Origin of the sequence: Citrobacter sp. Cpo032 (genome assembly GCF_030332975.1) — a bacterium.
Taxonomy (GTDB): Bacteria; Pseudomonadota; Gammaproteobacteria; order Enterobacterales; family Enterobacteriaceae; genus Citrobacter; species Citrobacter portucalensis.
In genome coordinates this window covers 365,801-384,944 of the sequence record NZ_JAOWGU010000052.1, presented here as the reverse complement: position 1 = coordinate 384,944, position 19,144 = coordinate 365,801, and the positions used below count along the sequence as shown (strand labels likewise).

Here is a 19,144-nt window from a genome sequence, read left to right as displayed (position 1 = left end):
TCATTATAGGGAGCCGGGATCTCATAACCAACCCCAATTAGTTGGCCAGCACCACATAATGCGAAAACTCTTTTTCACAGTATTTGCATTTGAGTGCGATGTCATCGGCACGCTTTTTCACTGCAAAACTGGAGGAAACCGGCTCAGCATGGCTGATACAGTTGCTGTTCGGGCAAACCAGTACGTTGTCGATACGCTCTGGCAGGCTCGGACGTGATTTACCCACCACGTCGTAATCGTCAATGCGGTTTACCGTTGCCTGCGGCGCGTACAGGGAGAGCTGGTTTACCTGCTCATCGGTCAGGAACGTGTTTTCAATTTTAATCAGGTCCTTACGGCCCATCTCGCCTGACGGCAGGTTCAGACCGATGGTGATACGCTGGTCGGTTTCCGTCAGTTTGAACAGCGTCAGCAGCTTAAAACCAACCTGTGCGGGAATATGGTCAATCACGGTGCCACGTTTGATGGCTTCAACCTGCAGTTTGTTATCGTGTGTCATCTCTTTTTCTCCCTTACAGTGCCAGTTCGCTATTCAGTACCAGTGCCAGTAACGCCTGGCGGGCGAAGATGCCGTTGCCAGCCTGCTGGAAATACCAGGCATGCGGCGTCTTGTCGACGTCGGTGGTGATCTCATCGATACGCGGCAGCGGATGCAGTACCTTCATGTTTGCTCTGGCGCCGTTCAGATCGCTGGCGCGCAGAACAAACTGCGCTTTCACGTTGGCGTATTCGGACGGGTCCAGACGCTCTTTTTGTACGCGGGTCATGTAGAGGATATCGACCTCCGCCATCACCTCTTCAATAGTACCGTGCAGGCTCCAGGCGATACCTTTTTCATTCAACATATCCAGAATGTATTGCGGCATGGCCAACGCGTCCGGGGCGATGAAGTAGAAACGGTTACCTTCGAACTTCGCCAGCGCCTGGGTCAGGGAATGGACGGTGCGGCCATATTTCAGGTCACCCACCATGGCGATGTGCAGATTGTCCAGGCGACCCTGAGTTTCCTGAATGGTGAACAGATCCAGCAGCGTTTGGGTAGGATGTTGGTTGGAGCCGTCGCCTGCGTTCAGTACCGGAACGTTACCGGAGAACTCCGTAGCCAGACGCGCGGCGCCTTCCTGCGGATGGCGCATTACGATGGCGTCGACATAGGTGCTGATGACGGAAATGGTATCGGCCAGCGTTTCACCTTTTTTGCCCAGAGAGGTGTTGCTGCTGTCAGAGAAACCCACCACGCTGGCGCCCAGGCGGTGCATGGAGGTTTCAAAGGATAAACGGGTGCGGGTTGAGGCTTCAAAGAAGCAGCTGGCGATAACCTTATGCTTTAACAGCTCCGGCTGTGGGTTAGCTTTTAATTTCGCCGCCGTCGCGAGGACCAGATTGAGGTCATCGCGGCTGAGGTCGTTTATGGAAATGATGTGTTTTTGATAGAGCGGGTTAGCCATGTTTATCTCCTGACGCCTGGGCAAAAAAAAAGCCCCTCAATTGAGGGGCTCGGAATGGGTGATCAACGGAAAGAAAAACGGCAGGCCAGCGTCCTTTTTCAGACGCGGTAAGACAAAATGTCGTACACACTGAACCATACATCCTCCCGGCAAATTGTCCGCGATTATACTCAGCTCCGTTATGGGATCAAGCGAAAAATGCACAAATTATTCATCGCAAACGATTCTCATGAATATTCATTCACCCTGAATGCCAAACAGCAACAATGAGATAAACATGCGTTGACGCAAAATATCGGCAAATAGCAGTAGTATGGCAGACCGTTTTTTCGTATAACAACTAAAATGAAACGATGTTTTAATTAAGGGGTTTGAGATGATTGTCGGCAATATTCACAACCTGGATGCCTGGCTGCCGGAAGAGCTGCGTCAGGCGATTGAACACATTAAAGCGCATGTGACGGATGAGACGGAAAAAGGTAAGCACGACATCGACGGCGATCGTCTGTTTTATCTGATTGCTGAAGATATGACGGAGCCGTTTGCACAGCGCCGCGCCGAGTATCACGCGCGCTATCTGGATATTCAGATCCTGCTCAAAGGTCAGGAAGGCATGACCTTCAGCACGCAGCCTGCGGGCGCGCCGGAAACTGACTGGCTGGCGGATAAAGATATCGCCTTCCTACCGGAAGGGGTACAGGAAAAAACGGTGGTGCTGAACGAAGGTGATTTCGTGGTGTTCTATCCGGGCGAAGTGCATAAACCGCTGTGCGCGGTCGGTGCACCAGCGCTGGTACGCAAAGCCGTGGTGAAAATGCGGGTGGCATAAGCGTATTTGCCGGGGGCGGCTTCGCCTTACCCGGCCTACGGGAGCGCGGTTGTAGGCCGGATAAGATGCTTAGCATCGCCATCCGGCATTCTTTTCATCCATGCTCTTACTTCGCCAGCGTCGCCACCATCACCGCTTTGATGGTGTGCATCCGGTTTTCCGCCTGATCAAATACGATGCTGGCGGATGATTCAAAGACCTCATCCGTCACTTCCATACCGCCGTGCAGACCATATTCCTGCGCCATTTGTTTGCCAAGCGTGGTTTGATCGTCATGAAACGCGGGCAGGCAGTGCAGGAATTTCACCTGCGGATTGCCGGTCAACGCCATCATCGCGCTATTAACCTGGTACTTACGCAGCAGCGCAATACGTTCGGCCCACTTCTCTTTTGCTTCGCCCATTGATACCCAGACGTCGGTATAGATGAAGTCCGCGTCTTTCACGCCCGTGGCGACATCTTCGGTCAGCGTAATATTGCCGCCGTTTTTCTGTGCCAGCGCTTTGCACTCCGCAACCAGACTTTCCTCTGGCCAGCAGGCTTGCGGTGCGACCAGACGCAGATCCAGCCCGGTTAACGCGGCGGCTTCCAGCATGGAATTGCCCATATTGTTGCGGGCATCACCGGTGTAGACCAGCGTCATCTCATTAAACGCTTTACCCGGCAGGTGTTCCTGCATAGTTAACAGATCCGCCAGCAGCTGGGTGGGATGAAACTCGTTGGTTAATCCGTTCCACACCGGAACTCCGGCATATTCCGCCAGCGTCTCGACAATCTCCTGACCGTGGCCCCGATACTGAATACCGTCGTACATGCGGCCGAGCACGCGGGCCGTGTCTTTGATCGACTCTTTATGGCCAATCTGGCTGCCGCTTGGCCCGAGGTATGTCACGCGCGCGCCCTGATCGTATGCGGCAACTTCGAAAGAGCAACGGGTACGGGTTGAGTCTTTTTCGAAGATGAGCGCGATGTTTTTACCGGTGAGCTTTGCGGCTTCAGTGCCGTTTTTCTTTTCCGCCTTCAGCTGTGCGGCGAGCTGAAGCAGTGACGTGAGTTCAGCAGAGGTGAAATCAAGCAGTTTCAAAAAATGTTTCTGATAAAACGCAGACATGGTTCCCTCACATGGCTTAGGCCATTTATTGAATTAAAATTCAATTTATATGGATGTTTATTCATTTGCAACCTTGTTTAACAAATCTTTCCTGGAAAGGTGGAGGCAATGACAGCGGTATGTGACAATAAGAGTATCGGCAGGACATTATGAGGAACGAGCCATGGCAAACCCGGAACTACTGGAAGAACAGCGTGAAGAAACACGCTTGATTATTGAAGAGTTACTCGAAGATGGCAGCGATCCAGACGCGCTGTACACCATCGAGCATCACCTTTCCGCGGATGACTTCGAAACCCTGGAAAAAGCGGCAGTAGAAGCCTTCAAGCTGGGTTATGAAGTGACCGAGCCGGAAGAGCTGGAAGTGGAAGAAGGCGACACGGTTATTTGCTGTGACATTCTGAGCGAATGTGCACTGAATGCGGAGTTGATCGATGCTCAGGTTGAGCAGCTGATGAACCTGGCCGAAAAATATGATGTGGAATACGACGGTTGGGGCACCTATTTTGAAGACCCGAACGGCGAAGAAGGCGAAGACGGCGACGATGAAGACCTCGTCGACGAAGATGATGACGGCGTGCGTCACTAAGTCATCTACTGACCTGCGGTAGCCCAGGCTGCCGCAGGCCAAGGACAACGTATGGATTACCTGCAAATACTCTCCCCGATCCACAATTTCCTGCACTGTAAAACGCCCCAGGCTTGGCTTGATAAAGCGCGAGACCCGGCGAATCTGCCTCTGTTATTGACCGATCACCTCGTCTGTGAGCTGAAAGCGGCGCAAACGGCGATGCTGCTGGTGCGTAAGTATGTCGCGGATAAACAGGGATCGCAGGCGCTGCTGGACTGGCTGAAACCCTATGAAGCGTTTGCTTTCAGAGAAGGGGATGAGCCGGATTTTATCGCGCTGAATAAACAGATAAGCAAAAGCGTGATGCCGCAAACCGACGACCCGTGGGGACGCAAGCTTATCGACAGCATGGTTTTGCTTATCAAAGAAGAGCTTCATCACTTCTGGCAGGTGCGTGAGGCGATGATGAGCCGTAACATTCCCTATATCAAGATTACCGCCAGCCGTTATGCCAAAGGCATGCTCAAAGAGGTACGCACCCATGAGCCTTTAACGCTAATCGATAAACTGATATGCGGGGCTTACATTGAGGCGCGTTCCTGTGAACGGTTCGCCGCACTGGCACCGTATCTGGATGACGATTTGCAGGCGTTTTATCTGTCGCTGCTGCGATCCGAGGCCCGACATTATCAGGATTACCTGGCGCTGGCGCAGCAGGTTTCAGCCGATGATATCAGCAGCCGGGTTCGGTTTTTTGGCGAAGTAGAAGCCGCGTTGATCACCTCTCCTGACGATGAATTCCGTTTTCACAGCGGCGTTCCGGCTTAATTCCTTTCTTTGACGCGCGGTGTCCATCGCCGCGCGGATTAATCCTTCCTGTTTCTGTTAGCAAAATCTGGTGGCTGGAAATCGCTCGCTGCTGCCGTAATAATCAAAACACACGAAGGGGAAATATATCCCCGTAACAGAGATGATTTGGCATAAGGATGGTTAATGAACTGGGCACACGTTTTGTTGGCAGGTTATATCGGGGCGGTGATTGCTATCGTCGTCGGCATGTTTCGCAAAAAAGGCTGGCTGGGCAAGATCTCCGGCGCGGTGGTTTTTGTGGTGGCGATCATCGCGTGGAATCTGTTTGATGTGCACTACCTGATCCCACGCGAAAGCCCGGATTATGGTCTGACCGAAGAGCAGCAATTTGAAAAGGCGATGCTCTCCAATCCGGCGTTTCAGGTGATTAAGGAGCAGGAACCTGAGCTGACACAAAAAATTATCAGCCAGGCAGCGCAGATGAAGAAAGCAGGGAGTAGCGAACAGCAGGTTATCGACGCGATACAACCACAAATTCTTCAGTTGCAAATGGCAAGATTGCAGCAGGCGCCAGATGCCAATGTCATTGAATATATGAAGATTAACCTTGAGCAGATCGCTGCTGTGGCCAAAATAGGTGATGACGAATGCTTCCGCTTTCTGTTTCCGGCAGTGAAAGGGGGGATTAACCCGGCACGTCTGGTTCCGCATGAGATCATGAACCGTCGTATGGCGAGTGATATGAGTATGATGCGTGCTGCCTATGGTCCGAACAAACATACGGTCACGGCAGAAGAGAAACAGCTGGCGTTGCAGGATCTGCAAGCAATAAGCCCTGGGTTAGTACAGCGCTATGGGCCGGATATTCAGATCATGGCCGATCCGACTAAAGCGATCGGCAAAGAGAAGATTGCCTGTGAGATAGTGCAGGATCTCTGGTCACAGGTGCTGAAGCTGCCAACCGCCCGCGCGGCTGGCGTTATTCGACTGATGCTCTCAGCCGAGATGCAGTAACGCGGCTAAAGCCTCTCGGCGTAAGGTCAGAGGGGCTTTAACATCCGCACTTCACAATCCACGTGCCCGGTACAGCCCAGCGCTTCGCTGATATGCTCAAAGCCTAAATGCTCATACAGGCGGATTGCCTCAGTCAGAAACGCTGTGGTCTCCAGATAGCACTGTTTAAAACCCTGCTCGCGGGCATGTTCGAGCGCCATCAATGCCAGCTTTTTCGCCAGCCCCTGACCGCGCGCGCTCGACAGGAAGTACATCTTTTGCAGCTCGCAAATGCCTGGTTCACTACATCCTAACGGCGCAACGCCGCCGCCGCCCACGACTTCACCATTTTGCTCAACCACCCAGTAGGCCGCGCCCGGCTGGCTGTAAACCTGGAACAGTTCGTCCAGATTAGGGTCGGCAACGGTATAGCCCTTATCGGCGGTAAGCCCGTATTCAGCGGAAACTTTGCGGATAACACGGGCAATGGCGGCGTTATCATCGGCAGAAATTCGGCGCAGCGTTGCCGCGACGGAGGTAATGGCACTCATAGCGAACTCATGACATAAAAGTGAGACATATGCAGTTAATACCACTGCGGTGAGGGGAAGCGCAAGCGAGGATAATTCAATAAAAAGCCTCTGAGCATATGCGTCAGAGGCTTTATCGTCTGTGGTGTCGGATGCGCTACGCTTATCCGACCTACGATGACGGTGCCCGTTTGCCGGATAAGCTCAGCGCTATCCGGCATAGGCAATTACAGCGCGGCGATGACCGCCTGCTGTTCAATCAGCTTCGCTTTAGCTTCTGCGTAACCGTCCAGCTTCTCACGCTCTTTGGCGATGACTGCTTCCGGTGCGCGGGCAACGAAACCTTCGTTGGAAAGTTTGCCTTCGATACGGGCAATCTCGCCTTCGATTTTCGCCACTTCTTTCGCCAGACGTGCCAGCTCATCTTCTTTGTTGATGAGGCCAGCCATCGGGATCAGCAGTTCGGCGCCGTCGATGATTTTGGTCACGGAGACCGGACCTTTGTCATCGGCTGGCAGCACGGTAATGCTTTCCAGACGTGCCAGGTTCAGCAGGAAGCTGCGGTTGTCGTTCACACGACGCATCGCATCAGCGCTGCAACCACGCAGCAGCAGCTCCAGCGGTTTGCCCGGGGCGATGTTCATTTCCGCACGGATGTTACGTACGGCGACGATCGCCTGCTTCAGCCATTCGGTATCGGCCAGCGCCGCTTCATCGACCTGCGCTGCGTTATATTCCGGGAACGGCTGCAGCATGATGGTATCTGCAGTGTTGCCACAAATCACTTTCACGCGCTGCCAGATGGTCTCGGTGATGAACGGAATGATTGGGTGCGCCAGGCGCAGCAGACCTTCCAGCACGGTAACCAGCGTATTGCGGGTGCCGCGCAGTTCAGACTCGGAACCACCGTTCATGACCGGCTTGGTCAGCTCCAGATACCAGTCGCAGAACTGGTTCCAGGTGAACTCGTACAGAATGCCCGCGGCGATATCGAAGCGGAAGTTATCCAGCGCTTCGCGGTACGCTTTGATGGTCTGGTTGAATTCAGCGAGGATCCAGCGGTCCGCCAGAGACAGGGTCATTTCGCCGCCGTTGAAGCCGCAATCCTGATCTTCGGTGTTCATCAGCACGAAGCGGCTGGCGTTCCACAGTTTGTTACAGAAGTTACGGTAACCTTCCAGACGCTTCATGTCCCAGTTGATATCGCGACCGGTAGAGGCCAGCGCCGCCAGGGTGAAACGCAGGGCGTCGGTGCCGTGCGGCTCGATGCCGTCCGGGAACTGCTTCTCGGTACGCTTGGCAATTTTCTCAGCCAGCTGCGGCTGCATCATGTTGCCGGTACGTTTCTCCAGCAGTTCTGCCAGAGAGATACCGTCGACCATATCCAGCGGGTCAATCACGTTGCCCTTGGATTTGGACATCTTCTGGCCTTCGTCGTCACGGATAAGACCGGTCATGTAGACGGTCTTGAACGGAACCTGCGGCTTGCCGTTTTCATCTTTGATGAAGTGCATGGTCATCATGATCATGCGGGCAATCCAGAAGAAGATAATGTCGAAGCCGGAAACCATCACGCTGGTTGGGTGGAACTGACGCAGCGCATCGGTGTTTTCCGGCCAGCCGAGAGTGGAGAACGTCCACAGCGCGGAGGAGAACCAGGTATCAAGAACGTCTTCGTCCTGACGCAGTGCAACGTCGGCGCCGAGGTTGTTTTCCTGACGCACTTCGTCTTCGGTGCGGCCAACGTAGACATTGCCGTCGTTGTCATACCATGCCGGGATACGGTGACCCCACCACAGCTGACGGGAAATACACCAGTCCTGAATATCGCGCATCCAGGAGAAGTACATGTTTTCGTACTGCTTCGGTACGAACTGGATGTCGCCATTCTCAACCGCTTCAACCGCCGGTTTTGCCAGCACGTCGGCACGGACGTACCACTGGTCGGTCAGCATCGGTTCGATAACCACGCCGCCACGGTCGCCGTAAGGTACGGTCAGGTCGTGCGGTTTAATTTCTTCCAGCAGGCCTAGGGCATCAACGGCGGCAACCACCGCTTTACGCGCAGCAAAACGTTCCAGCTTCTGGAACTCAGCCGGGATTTCATTGGAGTAAACGTCGGACTCTTCGCCTTTGGTGTCGTACACTTCCGCGGTTTCGCGGATGTCGCCGTCAAAGGTCAGAATGTTGATCATTGGCAGGCCATGACGTTTCCCGACTTCGTAGTCGTTAAAGTCGTGCGCCGGGGTGATCTTCACGCAGCCGGTGCCTTTTTCCATGTCGGCGTGTTCATCGCCGACGATCGGAATGCGACGGTTAACCAGCGGCAGGACAACGAATTTGCCGATCAGATCTTTGTAGCGCGGATCTTCCGGGTTAACGGCTACGCCGGTATCACCCAGTACGGTTTCCGGACGGGTGGTGGCGACGACCAGGTAATCTTTACCGTCTGCGGTTTTCGCGCCGTCAGCCAGCGGATAGCGGATGTGCCACATGGAGCCTTTAGACTCGCGGTTTTCCACTTCCAGATCAGAAATAGCGGTGCGCAGTTTCGGGTCCCAGTTGACCAGACGCTTGCCACGGTAGATCAGATCTTCTTTGTACAGGCGGACAAAGACTTCTTTCACGGCATTGGAAAGACCTTCGTCCATAGTGAAGCGCTCGCGCTCCCAGTCAACGGAGTTGCCGAGACGGCGCATCTGACGGGTAATGGTGCCGCCGGATTCCGCTTTCCACTGCCAAATTTTGTCGATAAACGCTTCGCGACCGTAGTCGTGACGGGTTTTACCTTCTTCAGCGGCAATCTTACGCTCAACCACCATCTGGGTAGCGATACCCGCGTGGTCGGTACCGGCCTGCCACAGGGTGTTTTTACCCTGCATGCGCTGGTAGCGAATCATGGTATCCATGATGGTTTGCTGGAAAGCATGACCCATATGCAAACTGCCGGTGACGTTCGGCGGCGGGATCATGATGCAGAAGGACTCTTTGCTTTCATCGCCGTTAGGTTTGAAATAGCCCTGCTTTTCCCAGTGCTCGTAAAGCGGCTGTTCGATATCTTGTGGGTTGTATGTCTTTTCCATTATTTCCAGGTTGCCGTATTCAGGTTAAAACCAGCCACGCGGTAAGCTTTGTAGCGATCGCGTGCCGATTGTTTCAAAGAATCTTCGTAAGGAACGAAGTCTATCACTTCTGTGAAAGCGGTGGCAAAATCTGCAAAGCCAACGCGCAAACTGATGAGCAGGTCGCGCGGGCTGCTATTGCGTTTCTCCGGCCAGGCAATCTCTACCGGCGCGCCGCCTCTGGGGCCTTCTCCCGCCAGATTATGCGGAACAAAACTTTCTGCCGGTCTCGCCCACAGAGCTTCATCCAGTCGAAGAGCCTGCTTTTCGTTTTCACAGGCGATCAGCACGCGCTTGCCAGCACGCCAACGTTCTGCGGCAATTTCACACACCAGTTGTTCAACGGCGCTTAAGCCATCGACGGTGTTGTCATTGTCCAGAATATAGAACGTTGCGTTTCTCATGATATGGGGCTTCTTGTTGTGGATTTAAATGCAAAGCCGGGTGGCGCTACGCTTACCCGGCCTACGGTTGAGTGACGTTGTAGGCCGGGTAAGGCGAAGCCGCCACCCGGCGTTTTACATCACTCTTCGCCGTTAAAACCGGCACGATTGAGCAGGAACTGCGACAGCAACGCGACCGGACGACCGGTTGCGCCTTTGGCTTTCCCTGAACGCCATGCGGTACCAGCGATATCCAGGTGCGCCCAGTTGTACTTACGGGTAAAGCGTGACAGGAAGCAGCCCGCGGTAATGGCACCGCCAGGGCGTCCGCCGATGTTCGCCATATCCGCAAAGTTGGACTCTAACTGCTCCTGGTATTCATCACCCAGCGGCAAACGCCACGCGCGGTCACCAGCCTGCTCGGACGCACCGATCAGCTCATGCGCCAGCGGGTTGTGGTTCGACATCAGGCCGGTGATGTGATGGCCCAGCGCAATCACGCACGCGCCGGTCAGGGTCGCGACGTCAATCACTGCTTCTGGCTCAAAGCGCTCGACGTAGGTTAACACGTCGCACAGCACCAGACGGCCTTCGGCATCCGTATTGAGCACTTCAACGGTCTGTCCAGACATCGTGGTCAGCACGTCGCCTGGGCGATACGCGCGGCCACCCGGCATGTTTTCACAGCCCGCCAGCACGCCGACAACGTTGATGGGGAGCTGAAGCTCAGCCACCATGCGCATCACGCCGTATACCGCTGCTGCGCCGCACATGTCGTACTTCATCTCATCCATGCCTTCGGCTGGTTTGATGGAGATACCGCCGGAGTCAAAGGTTAACCCTTTACCGACCAGCACGATCGGACGCGCGTCTTCGGACGGATTGCCTTTGTACTCGATGACCGACATCAGCGACTCGTTCTGCGAGCCGTGACCGACGGCCAGATAAGAGTGCATGCCCAGCTCTTTCATTTGCTGCTCGCCGATCACTCGGGTCACAACATTTTTGCTGTAGCTGTCTGCCAGCTGGCGCGCCTGAGAGGCCAGGTAGGCGGCGTTACAGATGTTCGGCGGCATGTTGCCAAGATCTTTTGCCGCTTTAATGCCGGCGGCGATCGCCAGACCGTGTTGGATCGCACGCTCACCGCTGGTCAGTTCGCGGCGGGTCGGCACGTTAAAGACCATTTTACGCAGCGGGCGACGTGGCTCGCTTTTGTTGGTCTTCAGTTGATCAAAGCTGTATAGCGTTTCCTGTGCCGTCTCAACGGCCTGACGCACTTTCCAGTAGTTATTGCGCCCTTTGACGTGCAGCTCAGTCAGAAAGCAGACGGCTTCCATTGAGCCTGTGTCATTCAGGGTATTGATGGTTTTCTGAATGACCTGCTTGTACTGGCGCTCATCAAGTTCGCGCTCTTTGCCACACCCAATAAGGAGAATTCGCTCAGACAGAACGTTAGGAACATGGTGCAGCAACAGGGTTTGACCCGGTTTGCCTTCCAGTTCGCCGCGACGCAGCAGTGCGCTGATGTACCCGTCGCTGATCTTGTCGAGCTGCTCTGCAATCGGAGAGAGGCGGCGTGGTTCAAAGACACCCACGACGATGCACGCACTCCGCTGTTTCTCCGGGCTACCGCTTTTTACACTGAACTCCATGCACTACGCTCCTGAATCTTAAAGACAACGGCGGTGGCTACGGATAGAATTGCAAGCTTTCGTAACTCATACCCGCTGTTGCGGTGACTTCGTGTTAATCTTAACGTTATTACGGCATTGGCACGTCAGAACAATTTCTGAGAGGTGGATCCGTTGAGTATAATGATCTTAGCGACGATTTCGACGACTCAAGAGAATAAATGACGTTTAAGCCATGAAACAAGCTAAATTCCGGCAAAAGACGGGTTTTTACGGGCGTATTTAAAGTGATAATCATAAGATATCTGGTTCGGGAAACGCTCAAAAGCCAACTTGCGATCCTATTCATCCTGCTTTTGATCTTCTTTTGTCAAAAGTTGGTCAGGATCCTTGGTGCGGCGGTTGACGGTGATATCCCGGCAAATCTGGTGCTCTCGCTGCTGGGGCTGGGCGTGCCAGAAATGGCGCAACTTATCTTGCCCTTAAGCCTGTTCCTCGGGCTGTTGATGACGCTGGGCAAACTGTATACCGAAAGCGAAATTACGGTCATGCACGCCTGCGGGCTGAGCAAGGCAGTGCTCGTGAAAGCGGCGATGGTGCTGGCGCTGTTTACCAGTATTATTGCGGCGGTCAACGTGATGTGGGCCGGGCCGTGGTCCTCCAGACATCAGGACGAAGTTCTGGCGGAGGCGAAAGCGAACCCCGGTATGGCGGCGCTTGCTCAGGGGCAATTCCAGCAGGCGACCAACGGCAGTTCGGTGCTGTTTATCGAAAGCGTTGACGGCAGCAATTTCAAAGACGTGTTCCTCGCGCAAATCCGCCCGAAAGGCAACGCTCGTCCTTCGGTCGTCGTAGCCGATTCCGGACATCTTACCCAGATGCGTGATGGCTCTCAGGTCGTGACGCTGAACCAGGGGACGCGCTTCGAAGGTACTGCGCTGCTGCGCGATTTCCGCATTACCGACTTCCAGGATTATCAGGCGATTATCGGTCATCAGGCCGTGGCGCTGGATCCAAACGATACCGACCAGATGAACATGCGTACGCTGTGGACGACCGACACCGATCGTGCCCGCGCGGAGCTGACCTGGCGTATCACGTTAGTATTCACCGTATTTATGATGGCGCTGATGGTCGTACCGCTGAGCGTGGTGAACCCGCGTCAGGGGCGCGTGCTGTCGATGCTGCCAGCAATGCTGCTCTATTTGCTGTTCTTCCTGGTTCAGACGTCGCTGAAGTCGAACGGCGGTAAAGGTAAGCTGGATCCAGTGTTCTGGATGTGGACGGTTAACCTGGCGTATCTGGCGCTCGCGATTGTGCTTAACCTCTGGGATACGGTGCCGATGCGCCGCTTGCGTGCCCGTTTTATGCGTAAAGGAGCGGTATAATGCAGCCTTTTGGTGTACTTGACCGCTATATCGGTAAAACCATTTTCACCACCATCATGATGACGCTGTTCATGCTGGTGTCGCTCTCCGGGATCATCAAGTTCGTTGACCAGCTGAAAAAAGCCGGGCAGGGGAGCTACGATGCGATGGGCGCCGGGCTGTATACCCTGCTCAGTGCGCCTAAAGATATCCAGATCTTCTTCCCGATGGCGGCACTGCTGGGGGCATTGCTGGGGCTGGGCATGCTGGCCCAGCGCAGTGAACTGGTGGTGATGCAGGCTTCTGGCTTTACCCGTATGCAGGTGGCGTTGTCGGTGATGAAAACCGCGATTCCGCTGGTGCTGCTGACGATGGCTATCGGCGAATGGGTCGCGCCACAAGGCGAACAGATGGCGCGTAACTACCGTGCGCAGCAGATGTACGGCGGCTCGTTGCTCTCTACCCAGCAGGGGTTGTGGGCGAAAGACGGTGACAGCTTTGTCTACATCGAGCGGGTGAAAGGCGACGCAGAGTTAGGCGGGATTAGCATCTACTCGTTTAACGACAAGCGCCGTCTGCAGTCTGTACGCTACGCTGCGAGCGCGACGTTTGACCCGGAGCAGAAGGTCTGGCGTTTGTCGCAGGTGGATGAATCCAACCTGACCGATCCGAAGCAAATCACCGGCTCGCAAACGGTGAGCGGCACCTGGAAAACCAACCTGACACCCGACAAGCTCGGCGTTGTGGCGTTGGATCCTGACGCGCTGTCGATTAGCGGTCTGCATAACTACGTGAAGTACCTGAAGTCGAGCGGCCAGGATGCCGGACGCTATCAGCTCAATATGTGGAGCAAAGTCTTCCAGCCGCTGTCTGTAGCGGTCATGATGCTGATGGCGCTGTCGTTTATCTTTGGTCCGCTGCGTAGCGTCCCGATGGGCGTGCGCGTGGTGACAGGGATTAGCTTTGGCTTTGTGTTCTATGTGCTGGACCAAATCTTTGGCCCGCTGACGCTGGTGTACGGCATTCCGCCGATTATCGGTGCGCTGCTGCCAAGCGCCAGCTTCTTCCTGATAAGCCTGTGGCTGATGCTACGTAAGTCGTAATCACAGTAATCGTAGGCCTGATGGCATTGTGCTTTTCAGGCCTACTCCGGACCCGTAGGCCGGATAAGGCGTTTCCGCCGCCATCCGGCAACGTAACACGGGGCTAGCGTTTTCTCCCGCCCATCAAACTCCCCAACATGCCGCGAATTATCTGATTGGTAACCTGTCGCGCCGCGCTTTTCGCCACGCTCTGCACTACGCCATCGCGCTTACCGCCGCGCGGTCCGGTGCTGCCAAACAGAATATCCTTCAACCCACCGAGAATACCGCCATCCACATCGACAGCTTTACCGTTGGCGGGAGGTGTATTTTGCTGCTCGGTACTGGCCTGCACGCCTTGCTGCAAACGTTCATAGGCGGACTCGCGGTCGATCTCTTCTTCATATTTACCGTACAGAGAAGAGTGATTAATCAGCCCGTTGCGTTCGTCGTCCGTCACCGGTCCCATCCGTGAGCATGGCGCAATCACCATCGCCCGTTCAACCACCGACGGGCTGCCTTTGGCGTCCAGAAACGACACCAGCGCCTCACCGGTTCCCAGCTCCTGAATGGCTTTTTCGGTATCAAATGCCGGGTTGGCGCGCATGGTTTGCGCCGCGCTTTTCACCGCTTTCTGATCTTTCGGCGTGAACGCGCGCAGGGCGTGCTGCACGCGGTTACCCAACTGACCAAGCACGTTGTCCGGAATATCCGACGGGTTTTGCGAGACGAACCACACTCCGACCCCTTTCGAGCGGATCAGACGGATCACCTGTTCGATTTTATCCAGTAGCACCTGCGGGGCATCGTTGAACAGCAGGTGCGCTTCATCGAAGAAGAACACCAGTTTTGGCTTCTCCAGATCGCCCGCTTCCGGCAACTGTTCGTACAGTTCGGAGAGCATCCACAGCAGGCTGGCGGCGTACAGTTTGGGCATCTGGTAGAGCTTCTCGGCGCTGAGGATATTAATCATCCCTTTGCCGCTGGCGTCGGTACGCATCCAGTCTTTGATGTCCAGCATCGGTTCGCCAAAGAAGTGTGCCGCGCCCTGTTGCTCCAGCGATAGCAGCCCGCGCTGGATCGCCCCGACCGAGGCGCTACTGATATTGCCGTACTGATTCTGGAAGGATTTAGCGTTATCGCCAATGTACTGGGTGATAGCCCGCAGGTCTTTGAAATCGAGCAGCAACAGACCCTGGTCATCGGCAATACGGAAGATAATATCCAGCACGCCGGACTGCACGTCGTTGAGGTTCAGCAAACGGGCCAGCAGCAGCGGACCGAGGTCTGATACCGTGGCCCGCACGGGGTGACCTTTTTCGCCGAAGATATCCCACACCGTGACCGGATTAGCATGCGGTTGCCAGTCGGTAATGCCGATGTTTTTCAGGCGGGCGAGCAGCTTTTCAGAGGTTTGTCCTTCCTCGGCCACGCCGGTTAAGTCACCTTTCACATCGGCCATAAATACCGGCACGCCAATCTCGGACAGCGATTCGGCCAACTTCTGTAGCGTGACGGTTTTACCGGTCCCGGTCGCGCCGGTAATCAGCCCGTGACGGTTGGCCATGCCTGGCAGTAAAAACAGTTCGGTGTCCGGCGTGCGGGCAATTAGCAGGGGTGCGCTCATTGAGATTTCCTCCATTTATCCTGCCTGGAGTATAGGCAACCGTGACGCACTCTTCACCGCTAAATTACGGAGATTGTGAGGAGAATTTAACCTGTCTGGAATAGCGGGGAGAATAGCCGGGAAGCTTACGCTACCCGGCAAAGACGATCAGAAGTCGGCTTTAAGCACCACGCGGTAGCGGGCTTTGCCATCACGCACGTGCTGGATTGCTTCGTTAATTTGCGACATCGGGTACAGTTCGGTGGTGGGCGACACCTTGCTGCGTCCGGCAAATTTCATCAGCTTGCGCAGTTCGAACGGCGTACCGGTCGCCGAACCGGAGATGCTGCGATCGCCGGCAATTAAGGTGAACGCCGGAACCGACAGCGGCTTCAGCACCGCACCGACGGTATGGAAGTTGCCGCCGTAGGCCAGCGCTTCAAAATAGGGCTGCCAGTCGAGATCGACGTTAACCGTGTTAATAATGAGATCGAACTGGCCCGCCAGCGCTTTTAGCGCATCCGGATCGCGGCTGTTGACCACTTTATCCGCCCCCATCGCCAGCACTTCCTGCTCTTTCGCCGGATTGGAGCTGAACGCGGTCACTTCACAACCCATCGCGTGTAACAGCTTGATGGCGATATGCCCCAGGCCGCCGATGCCGATCACCCCGACGCGGCTGGTGGCGGTGATATGGTGCATCAGCAGCGGTTTGAACACCGTGATGCCGCCGCACAGTAATGGGCCAGCGGCCGCAAGATCGATACTCTCCGGCAACGGGATCACCCACTGCCAGTCGGCCCGCAGCTTCTCAGCAAAGCCACCGCGATTAAGAATTGTGGGAACAGACCCTTCAAGGCAGTTGATCTGATTTCCGCTGATACAGGCATCGCAGTGCCCGCAGCTGCGCGCCGTCCAGCCAACGCCGACGCGCTGACCAACCTTCAGACCTTTATCCTGCGCCGCGCTGCCGAGCGCCGCCACGCGACCAATCACCTCATGCCCGGCAACCAGCGGATACTGAGAGAATCCCCATTCGTTGTCGATCATCGACAAATCGGAATGGCAGATACCGCAGTAATCGACCTGGACTTCGACATCTTCCGGCTTAAGCTCGCCCGCATCATATTCATAGAGTTCGAGTTCGCTGCCCGCCGCTTTTGCAGCGTAGCTTTTTATCATCGACATCGTGTTTCCCTCAGTATGGTGTTGAACTGGAAGTGTAGAGCATGGGGAAACGGGACGCTTCGCAGAAGGGGGGATTAAGGCCTTTTCTGCAGCAGCGCATTGAGCCACATTTCGTCACGGTCGGGACGCTTATCGCACGTTGTCCAACTGCTGAGTAGCGTGATATCCGTCAGCGGTGCAATCAGCTTTTCCAGCCTTTGCTCGGTGAGATCGGTAAAGTGGCGGCCGTCTTTCACTCGTTCAGTTTCACCGTATTTGAACGACACATACCAGGTACCGCCCTTTTTAAGCGCATGGGAGAGTTTGCTCATTACGCTCGGTAACTCTTCGGCACTTACATGCAGCAACGACGCGCAGCACCAGATACCATCATAGTGTTCAATATCGGCGATATCGTTGAATGTCATCTGTCTGACGCGCAGCCCGGCATGCTGGCTGGCAAGGTTAACCATTTCCGATGAGGCGTCGAAAGCCTCGACCCTATACCCCTTCTCAAGAAATGCTTTGCTGTCGCGCCCCGAGCCGCAACCCGCATCCAGAATACGCCCGCCTTCTGCGATGCGTTGCAGAAAAGGTTGATAAAGCGACTCCATATCGACATTAACCGTCGAGCTGAAAAAATCTTGCGCATGGCGCTGGTAATATTCAAGGGTCATCAGAATGTATCCGTTCCTTGTGCAATGGGTTCCCACTGGTGAAAGAGTATTTTAATCGCCTCGTTCCAGCTGTCGTTCAAAAATGTGTTTCTCTGCGCCTGGGTTGCACCGGTCTGGCGAATCAACGTTTCGCGCAGCGGAAGATGGCTGTTAATGAAGTATTCATTTCGGTCCCGTAGGCGCTGGAGTAGCCTGGTCGAAGGAAGTTGGGCAAATTTACCTTTCCCACCACGGTTACACTCCTTGCAGGCGAGGACCAGATTCCAGACGCCATCGATATTCGCCACCTGTCCCCGTGCTTTCCACGGAATAAAATGATCAACATCAGCGAAAGTGTCATCGCCAGCTTGCAGGCTGATGGGGGCAAAACAGTAGAAGCAGCGCCCCTTCTGATAGCCGTTAAGGCTGTCCCGACAGCTGGAGATTGCCACCCGCCGGTCACTTTTCCTGCTAAACAACATTTGGTCATCGTCGTCATATTCAATGTTAATCAGGTGGCTGGATATATTCATTGCCCAGCCCTGCTCGACCAGGTTCCAGCGTGCGTCAGTTTCAAAACTGAAGTTTCGGTATTGCAGGCGTTCACCCAGATTGTAAAAGTTATCCGTCATCCGGATGCCTTTATGCGTTTTGCGCTCATCGATAAAAAAGCGTTTCTCAATCTCACCCTGATTCACATTGTGAAAGGCATCAATCACGTTGTTAAACCCCTGGCGAACAGTGATGGCGGTGAGTTCATCACGCGTGATCTCGCCGTTATTAAATTGCGTACAGGCGGCAATAAACTGGCTGCTTCGTGAGGTAATCTGCTTTGGTGCGTGTTTTAGATGACGGCATAAATGGGCGCTGAATGGTACGGCCAGATCCTCAAGCGCGATCAGATCGCTGCCGTCAGGTTTGAGATCGTACAACGCGTGGGCGAGGGCAAACTTGTAGGAAGCCACATTTTTGCCGAAAAGGATAATCCCGCGCCAGTAGTTCTCCAGCGTGGGTTCAACCTGATAGAAACGCATAACGGTGTCCTGAGCGCGGTGAGTAACCGCTATTACGGGATTCAGTAACGACATCTCATAGTAAACGGCAGCAAATGTAAACCGAGCGGGTCACGTTGCATTTTTTTGCGAAGCGGATTCCTAAAATAATCAGGTTAAGGGTGAGAAGCGAAGGGGCAAACAGGGGAGTAGAGAGGCCGAACAGGAATGACGCTGTTTTTTTCGACACTTAGCGAGACTATCGCATGCTGGTGCTTGCATGGTGGCGCATGACAGGTATAATCCACAACGTTTTCCGCATCCCTTCCGTGCCGGAGTGGCGAAATCGGTAGACGCAGTTGATTCAAAATCAACCGTAGAAATACGTGCCGGTTCGAGTCCGGCCTTCGGCACCATCGGAACATCAATAGACGTCAACGGACGTCTTTTTTTGTGCCTGAAATCCAGTATTTATCCATCATTCCCGCTATAACGATTAGCAGCATCTTGCGCGAGCTGGGCTTTAACTCAGCGTAGATTGAACGCGCATATGGACAAGAACGCAATTCGCGGGACATATAACCATGTACAGTATCTGTAAGAGATGATGCAGTTGTATGGGAATAATTACTTAACCCCCCACCTTTTATTTAAAGGTGGGGCGAATATTGAGATCACCCTGCGATTGCAAAGTGCGCTGGGGCTGGTCGATATCCGGCTCCTCGATCATCTGGTTGTTGCCGCAGAAGGAATGATGTCGCTTGCGGAGAGGGGGCTTGGGTTAATCACTCTCGCTGTGGTTAAGTCAACATTTTTGCTAGAATCTGCAGCTTAAATTCTCCCAGA

The 19,144-nt window shown here is 54.5% G+C and carries 21 protein-coding genes and 1 tRNA gene; 9 read left to right on the top strand and 13 right to left on the bottom strand.

Features of this window, described 5'->3' with window-relative positions; genetic code table 11:
- Positions 1-37: 37 nt before the first annotated feature.
- Genes pyrI through pyrL form a run of 3 tightly spaced genes read right to left on the bottom strand, consistent with a single transcriptional unit; the run spans position 38 to position 1,586 of the window.
- The gene (gene pyrI, locus OGY33_RS23785; RefSeq protein WP_003025816.1) at positions 38-499 is read right to left on the bottom strand and encodes an aspartate carbamoyltransferase regulatory subunit; all 462 of its coding nucleotides are present in this window, start codon (positions 497-499) and stop codon (positions 38-40) included.
- Between the two features lie 13 nt (positions 500-512).
- The gene (pyrB, locus tag OGY33_RS23780; RefSeq protein ID WP_003025818.1) at positions 513-1,448 is read right to left on the bottom strand and encodes an aspartate carbamoyltransferase; all 936 of its coding nucleotides are present in this window, start codon (positions 1,446-1,448) and stop codon (positions 513-515) included.
- A 36-nt stretch (positions 1,449-1,484) separates the two neighbouring features.
- Positions 1,485-1,586, bottom strand: a complete 102-nt coding sequence (gene pyrL / locus OGY33_RS23775; protein ID WP_003025819.1) for a pyr operon leader peptide — start codon at positions 1,584-1,586, stop codon at positions 1,485-1,487.
- 238 nt (positions 1,587-1,824) lie between these two features.
- Here pyrL and OGY33_RS23770 point away from each other — a divergent pair, with 238 nt between their 5' ends.
- A complete protein-coding gene (locus OGY33_RS23770) occupies positions 1,825-2,277 on the top strand; it encodes a YhcH/YjgK/YiaL family protein (protein ID WP_048215052.1) in 453 nt (150 codons plus the stop codon).
- A 106-nt stretch (positions 2,278-2,383) separates the two neighbouring features.
- On the opposite strand, the gene argF is transcribed toward OGY33_RS23770, so the two are convergent.
- Both argF and argL read right to left on the bottom strand, forming a co-directional pair.
- Complete coding sequence (argF, locus tag OGY33_RS23765) at positions 2,384-3,388, bottom strand: ornithine carbamoyltransferase (RefSeq protein ID WP_191238903.1); 1,005 nt, start codon at positions 3,386-3,388, stop codon at positions 2,384-2,386.
- Positions 3,358-3,453 carry a putative translational regulatory protein ArgL gene (argL, locus tag OGY33_RS24635; RefSeq protein ID WP_370867251.1) on the bottom strand — a complete coding sequence of 32 codons (96 nt, stop codon included), beginning with the start codon at positions 3,451-3,453 and terminating at the stop codon, positions 3,358-3,360. The genes argF and argL overlap by 31 nt, the downstream gene beginning before the upstream one ends.
- Positions 3,454-3,551: 98 nt before the next feature.
- Here argL and rraB point away from each other — a divergent pair, with 98 nt between their 5' ends.
- From rraB to OGY33_RS23750, 3 genes are all read left to right on the top strand, one after another.
- Positions 3,552-3,977: a ribonuclease E inhibitor RraB gene (gene rraB, locus OGY33_RS23760; RefSeq protein WP_003025845.1), complete on the top strand. Its 426-nt coding sequence runs from the start codon at positions 3,552-3,554 to the stop codon at positions 3,975-3,977.
- A gap of 51 nt (positions 3,978-4,028) precedes the next feature.
- Complete coding sequence (miaE, locus tag OGY33_RS23755) at positions 4,029-4,787, top strand: tRNA isopentenyl-2-thiomethyl-A-37 hydroxylase MiaE (protein ID WP_008786061.1); 759 nt, start codon at positions 4,029-4,031, stop codon at positions 4,785-4,787.
- Positions 4,788-4,952: 165 nt separating this feature from the next.
- Positions 4,953-5,783 carry a hypothetical protein gene (locus OGY33_RS23750; protein ID WP_032942198.1) on the top strand — a complete coding sequence of 277 codons (831 nt, stop codon included), beginning with the start codon at positions 4,953-4,955 and terminating at the stop codon, positions 5,781-5,783.
- Between the two features lie 26 nt (positions 5,784-5,809).
- Here the strand turns inward: OGY33_RS23750 and OGY33_RS23745 are convergent, their stop codons facing one another.
- The 4 genes from OGY33_RS23745 to pepA form a co-directional block, all read right to left on the bottom strand.
- Positions 5,810-6,313, bottom strand: a complete 504-nt coding sequence (locus OGY33_RS23745; protein ID WP_003830259.1) for a GNAT family N-acetyltransferase — start codon at positions 6,311-6,313, stop codon at positions 5,810-5,812.
- Between the two features lie 206 nt (positions 6,314-6,519).
- Positions 6,520-9,375, bottom strand: a complete 2,856-nt coding sequence (locus tag OGY33_RS23740) for a valine--tRNA ligase (protein ID WP_008786064.1) — start codon at positions 9,373-9,375, stop codon at positions 6,520-6,522.
- Positions 9,375-9,818: a DNA polymerase III subunit chi gene (gene holC / locus OGY33_RS23735; RefSeq protein WP_003830256.1), complete on the bottom strand. Its 444-nt coding sequence runs from the start codon at positions 9,816-9,818 to the stop codon at positions 9,375-9,377. Before holC ends, OGY33_RS23740 begins: the two co-directional genes overlap by 1 nt.
- Positions 9,819-9,937: 119 nt before the next feature.
- Entirely contained in the window at positions 9,938-11,449 is a 1,512-nt protein-coding gene (pepA, locus tag OGY33_RS23730; RefSeq protein WP_003025870.1) for a leucyl aminopeptidase, read from the bottom strand.
- A gap of 153 nt (positions 11,450-11,602) precedes the next feature.
- On the opposite strand from pepA, the gene OGY33_RS23725 reads away from it, so the two are divergent.
- From OGY33_RS23725 to lptG, 3 genes are all read left to right on the top strand, one after another.
- Complete coding sequence (locus OGY33_RS23725; RefSeq protein WP_212723231.1) at positions 11,603-11,653, top strand: hypothetical protein; 51 nt, start codon at positions 11,603-11,605, stop codon at positions 11,651-11,653.
- A gap of 62 nt (positions 11,654-11,715) precedes the next feature.
- Positions 11,716-12,816 (top strand): LPS export ABC transporter permease LptF, encoded by a 1,101-nt coding sequence (gene lptF / locus OGY33_RS23720; protein WP_032942200.1) that lies wholly within the window; start codon positions 11,716-11,718, stop codon positions 12,814-12,816.
- Complete coding sequence (gene lptG, locus OGY33_RS23715; RefSeq protein ID WP_008786067.1) at positions 12,816-13,898, top strand: LPS export ABC transporter permease LptG; 1,083 nt, start codon at positions 12,816-12,818, stop codon at positions 13,896-13,898. Before lptF ends, lptG begins: the two co-directional genes overlap by 1 nt.
- Positions 13,899-14,001: 103 nt before the next feature.
- Here lptG and OGY33_RS23710 read toward each other — a convergent pair whose 3' ends face one another.
- The 4 genes from OGY33_RS23710 to OGY33_RS23695 form a co-directional block, all read right to left on the bottom strand.
- Positions 14,002-15,504: a helicase HerA-like C-terminal domain-containing protein gene (locus OGY33_RS23710; protein WP_218659592.1), complete on the bottom strand. Its 1,503-nt coding sequence runs from the start codon at positions 15,502-15,504 to the stop codon at positions 14,002-14,004.
- 147 nt (positions 15,505-15,651) lie between these two features.
- The gene (gene ahr, locus OGY33_RS23705; protein WP_079937257.1) at positions 15,652-16,671 is read right to left on the bottom strand and encodes an NADPH-dependent aldehyde reductase Ahr; all 1,020 of its coding nucleotides are present in this window, start codon (positions 16,669-16,671) and stop codon (positions 15,652-15,654) included.
- A 74-nt stretch (positions 16,672-16,745) separates the two neighbouring features.
- Entirely contained in the window at positions 16,746-17,327 is a 582-nt protein-coding gene (locus tag OGY33_RS23700; protein ID WP_191238901.1) for a class I SAM-dependent methyltransferase, read from the bottom strand.
- On the bottom strand, positions 17,327-18,340 hold the full coding sequence (locus tag OGY33_RS23695; protein WP_191238900.1) for an HNH endonuclease: 1,014 nt from the start codon (positions 18,338-18,340) through the stop codon (positions 17,327-17,329). Before OGY33_RS23695 ends, OGY33_RS23700 begins: the two co-directional genes overlap by 1 nt.
- Positions 18,341-18,629: 289 nt before the next feature.
- On the opposite strand from OGY33_RS23695, the gene OGY33_RS23690 reads away from it, so the two are divergent.
- Positions 18,630-18,714 (top strand) — tRNA-Leu (locus OGY33_RS23690).
- Between the two features lie 188 nt (positions 18,715-18,902).
- Positions 18,903-19,133, top strand: a complete 231-nt coding sequence (locus OGY33_RS23685; protein WP_191219586.1) for a JAB domain-containing protein — start codon at positions 18,903-18,905, stop codon at positions 19,131-19,133.
- Positions 19,134-19,144: the final 11 nt, after the last annotated feature.

Coding starts and splice junctions, on each gene's coding strand:
- pyrB (WP_003025818.1), bottom strand. CDS start 1,448: ATGGCTAACCCGCTCTATCAAAAACACATCATTTCCATAAACGACCTC.
- OGY33_RS23700 (WP_191238901.1), bottom strand. CDS start 17,327: ATGACCCTTGAATATTACCAGCGCCATGCGCAAGATTTTTTCAGCTCG.
- ahr (WP_079937257.1), bottom strand. CDS start 16,671: ATGTCGATGATAAAAAGCTACGCTGCAAAAGCGGCGGGCAGCGAACTC.
- pyrI (WP_003025816.1), bottom strand. CDS start 499: ATGACACACGATAACAAACTGCAGGTTGAAGCCATCAAACGTGGCACC.
- miaE (WP_008786061.1), top strand. CDS start 4,029: ATGGATTACCTGCAAATACTCTCCCCGATCCACAATTTCCTGCACTGT.
- argL (WP_370867251.1), bottom strand. CDS start 3,453: ATGAATAAACATCCATATAAATTGAATTTTAATTCAATAAATGGCCTA.
- argF (WP_191238903.1), bottom strand. CDS start 3,388: ATGTCTGCGTTTTATCAGAAACATTTTTTGAAACTGCTTGATTTCACC.
- OGY33_RS23750 (WP_032942198.1), top strand. CDS start 4,953: ATGAACTGGGCACACGTTTTGTTGGCAGGTTATATCGGGGCGGTGATT.
- pyrL (WP_003025819.1), bottom strand. CDS start 1,586: ATGGTTCAGTGTGTACGACATTTTGTCTTACCGCGTCTGAAAAAGGAC.
- holC (WP_003830256.1), bottom strand. CDS start 9,818: ATGAGAAACGCAACGTTCTATATTCTGGACAATGACAACACCGTCGAT.
- OGY33_RS23710 (WP_218659592.1), bottom strand. CDS start 15,504: ATGAGCGCACCCCTGCTAATTGCCCGCACGCCGGACACCGAACTGTTT.
- OGY33_RS23745 (WP_003830259.1), bottom strand. CDS start 6,313: ATGAGTGCCATTACCTCCGTCGCGGCAACGCTGCGCCGAATTTCTGCC.
- OGY33_RS23685 (WP_191219586.1), top strand. CDS start 18,903: ATGATGCAGTTGTATGGGAATAATTACTTAACCCCCCACCTTTTATTT.
- pepA (WP_003025870.1), bottom strand. CDS start 11,449: ATGGAGTTCAGTGTAAAAAGCGGTAGCCCGGAGAAACAGCGGAGTGCG.
- rraB (WP_003025845.1), top strand. CDS start 3,552: ATGGCAAACCCGGAACTACTGGAAGAACAGCGTGAAGAAACACGCTTG.
- lptG (WP_008786067.1), top strand. CDS start 12,816: ATGCAGCCTTTTGGTGTACTTGACCGCTATATCGGTAAAACCATTTTC.
- OGY33_RS23770 (WP_048215052.1), top strand. CDS start 1,825: ATGATTGTCGGCAATATTCACAACCTGGATGCCTGGCTGCCGGAAGAG.
- OGY33_RS23740 (WP_008786064.1), bottom strand. CDS start 9,375: ATGGAAAAGACATACAACCCACAAGATATCGAACAGCCGCTTTACGAG.
- OGY33_RS23695 (WP_191238900.1), bottom strand. CDS start 18,340: ATGCGTTTCTATCAGGTTGAACCCACGCTGGAGAACTACTGGCGCGGG.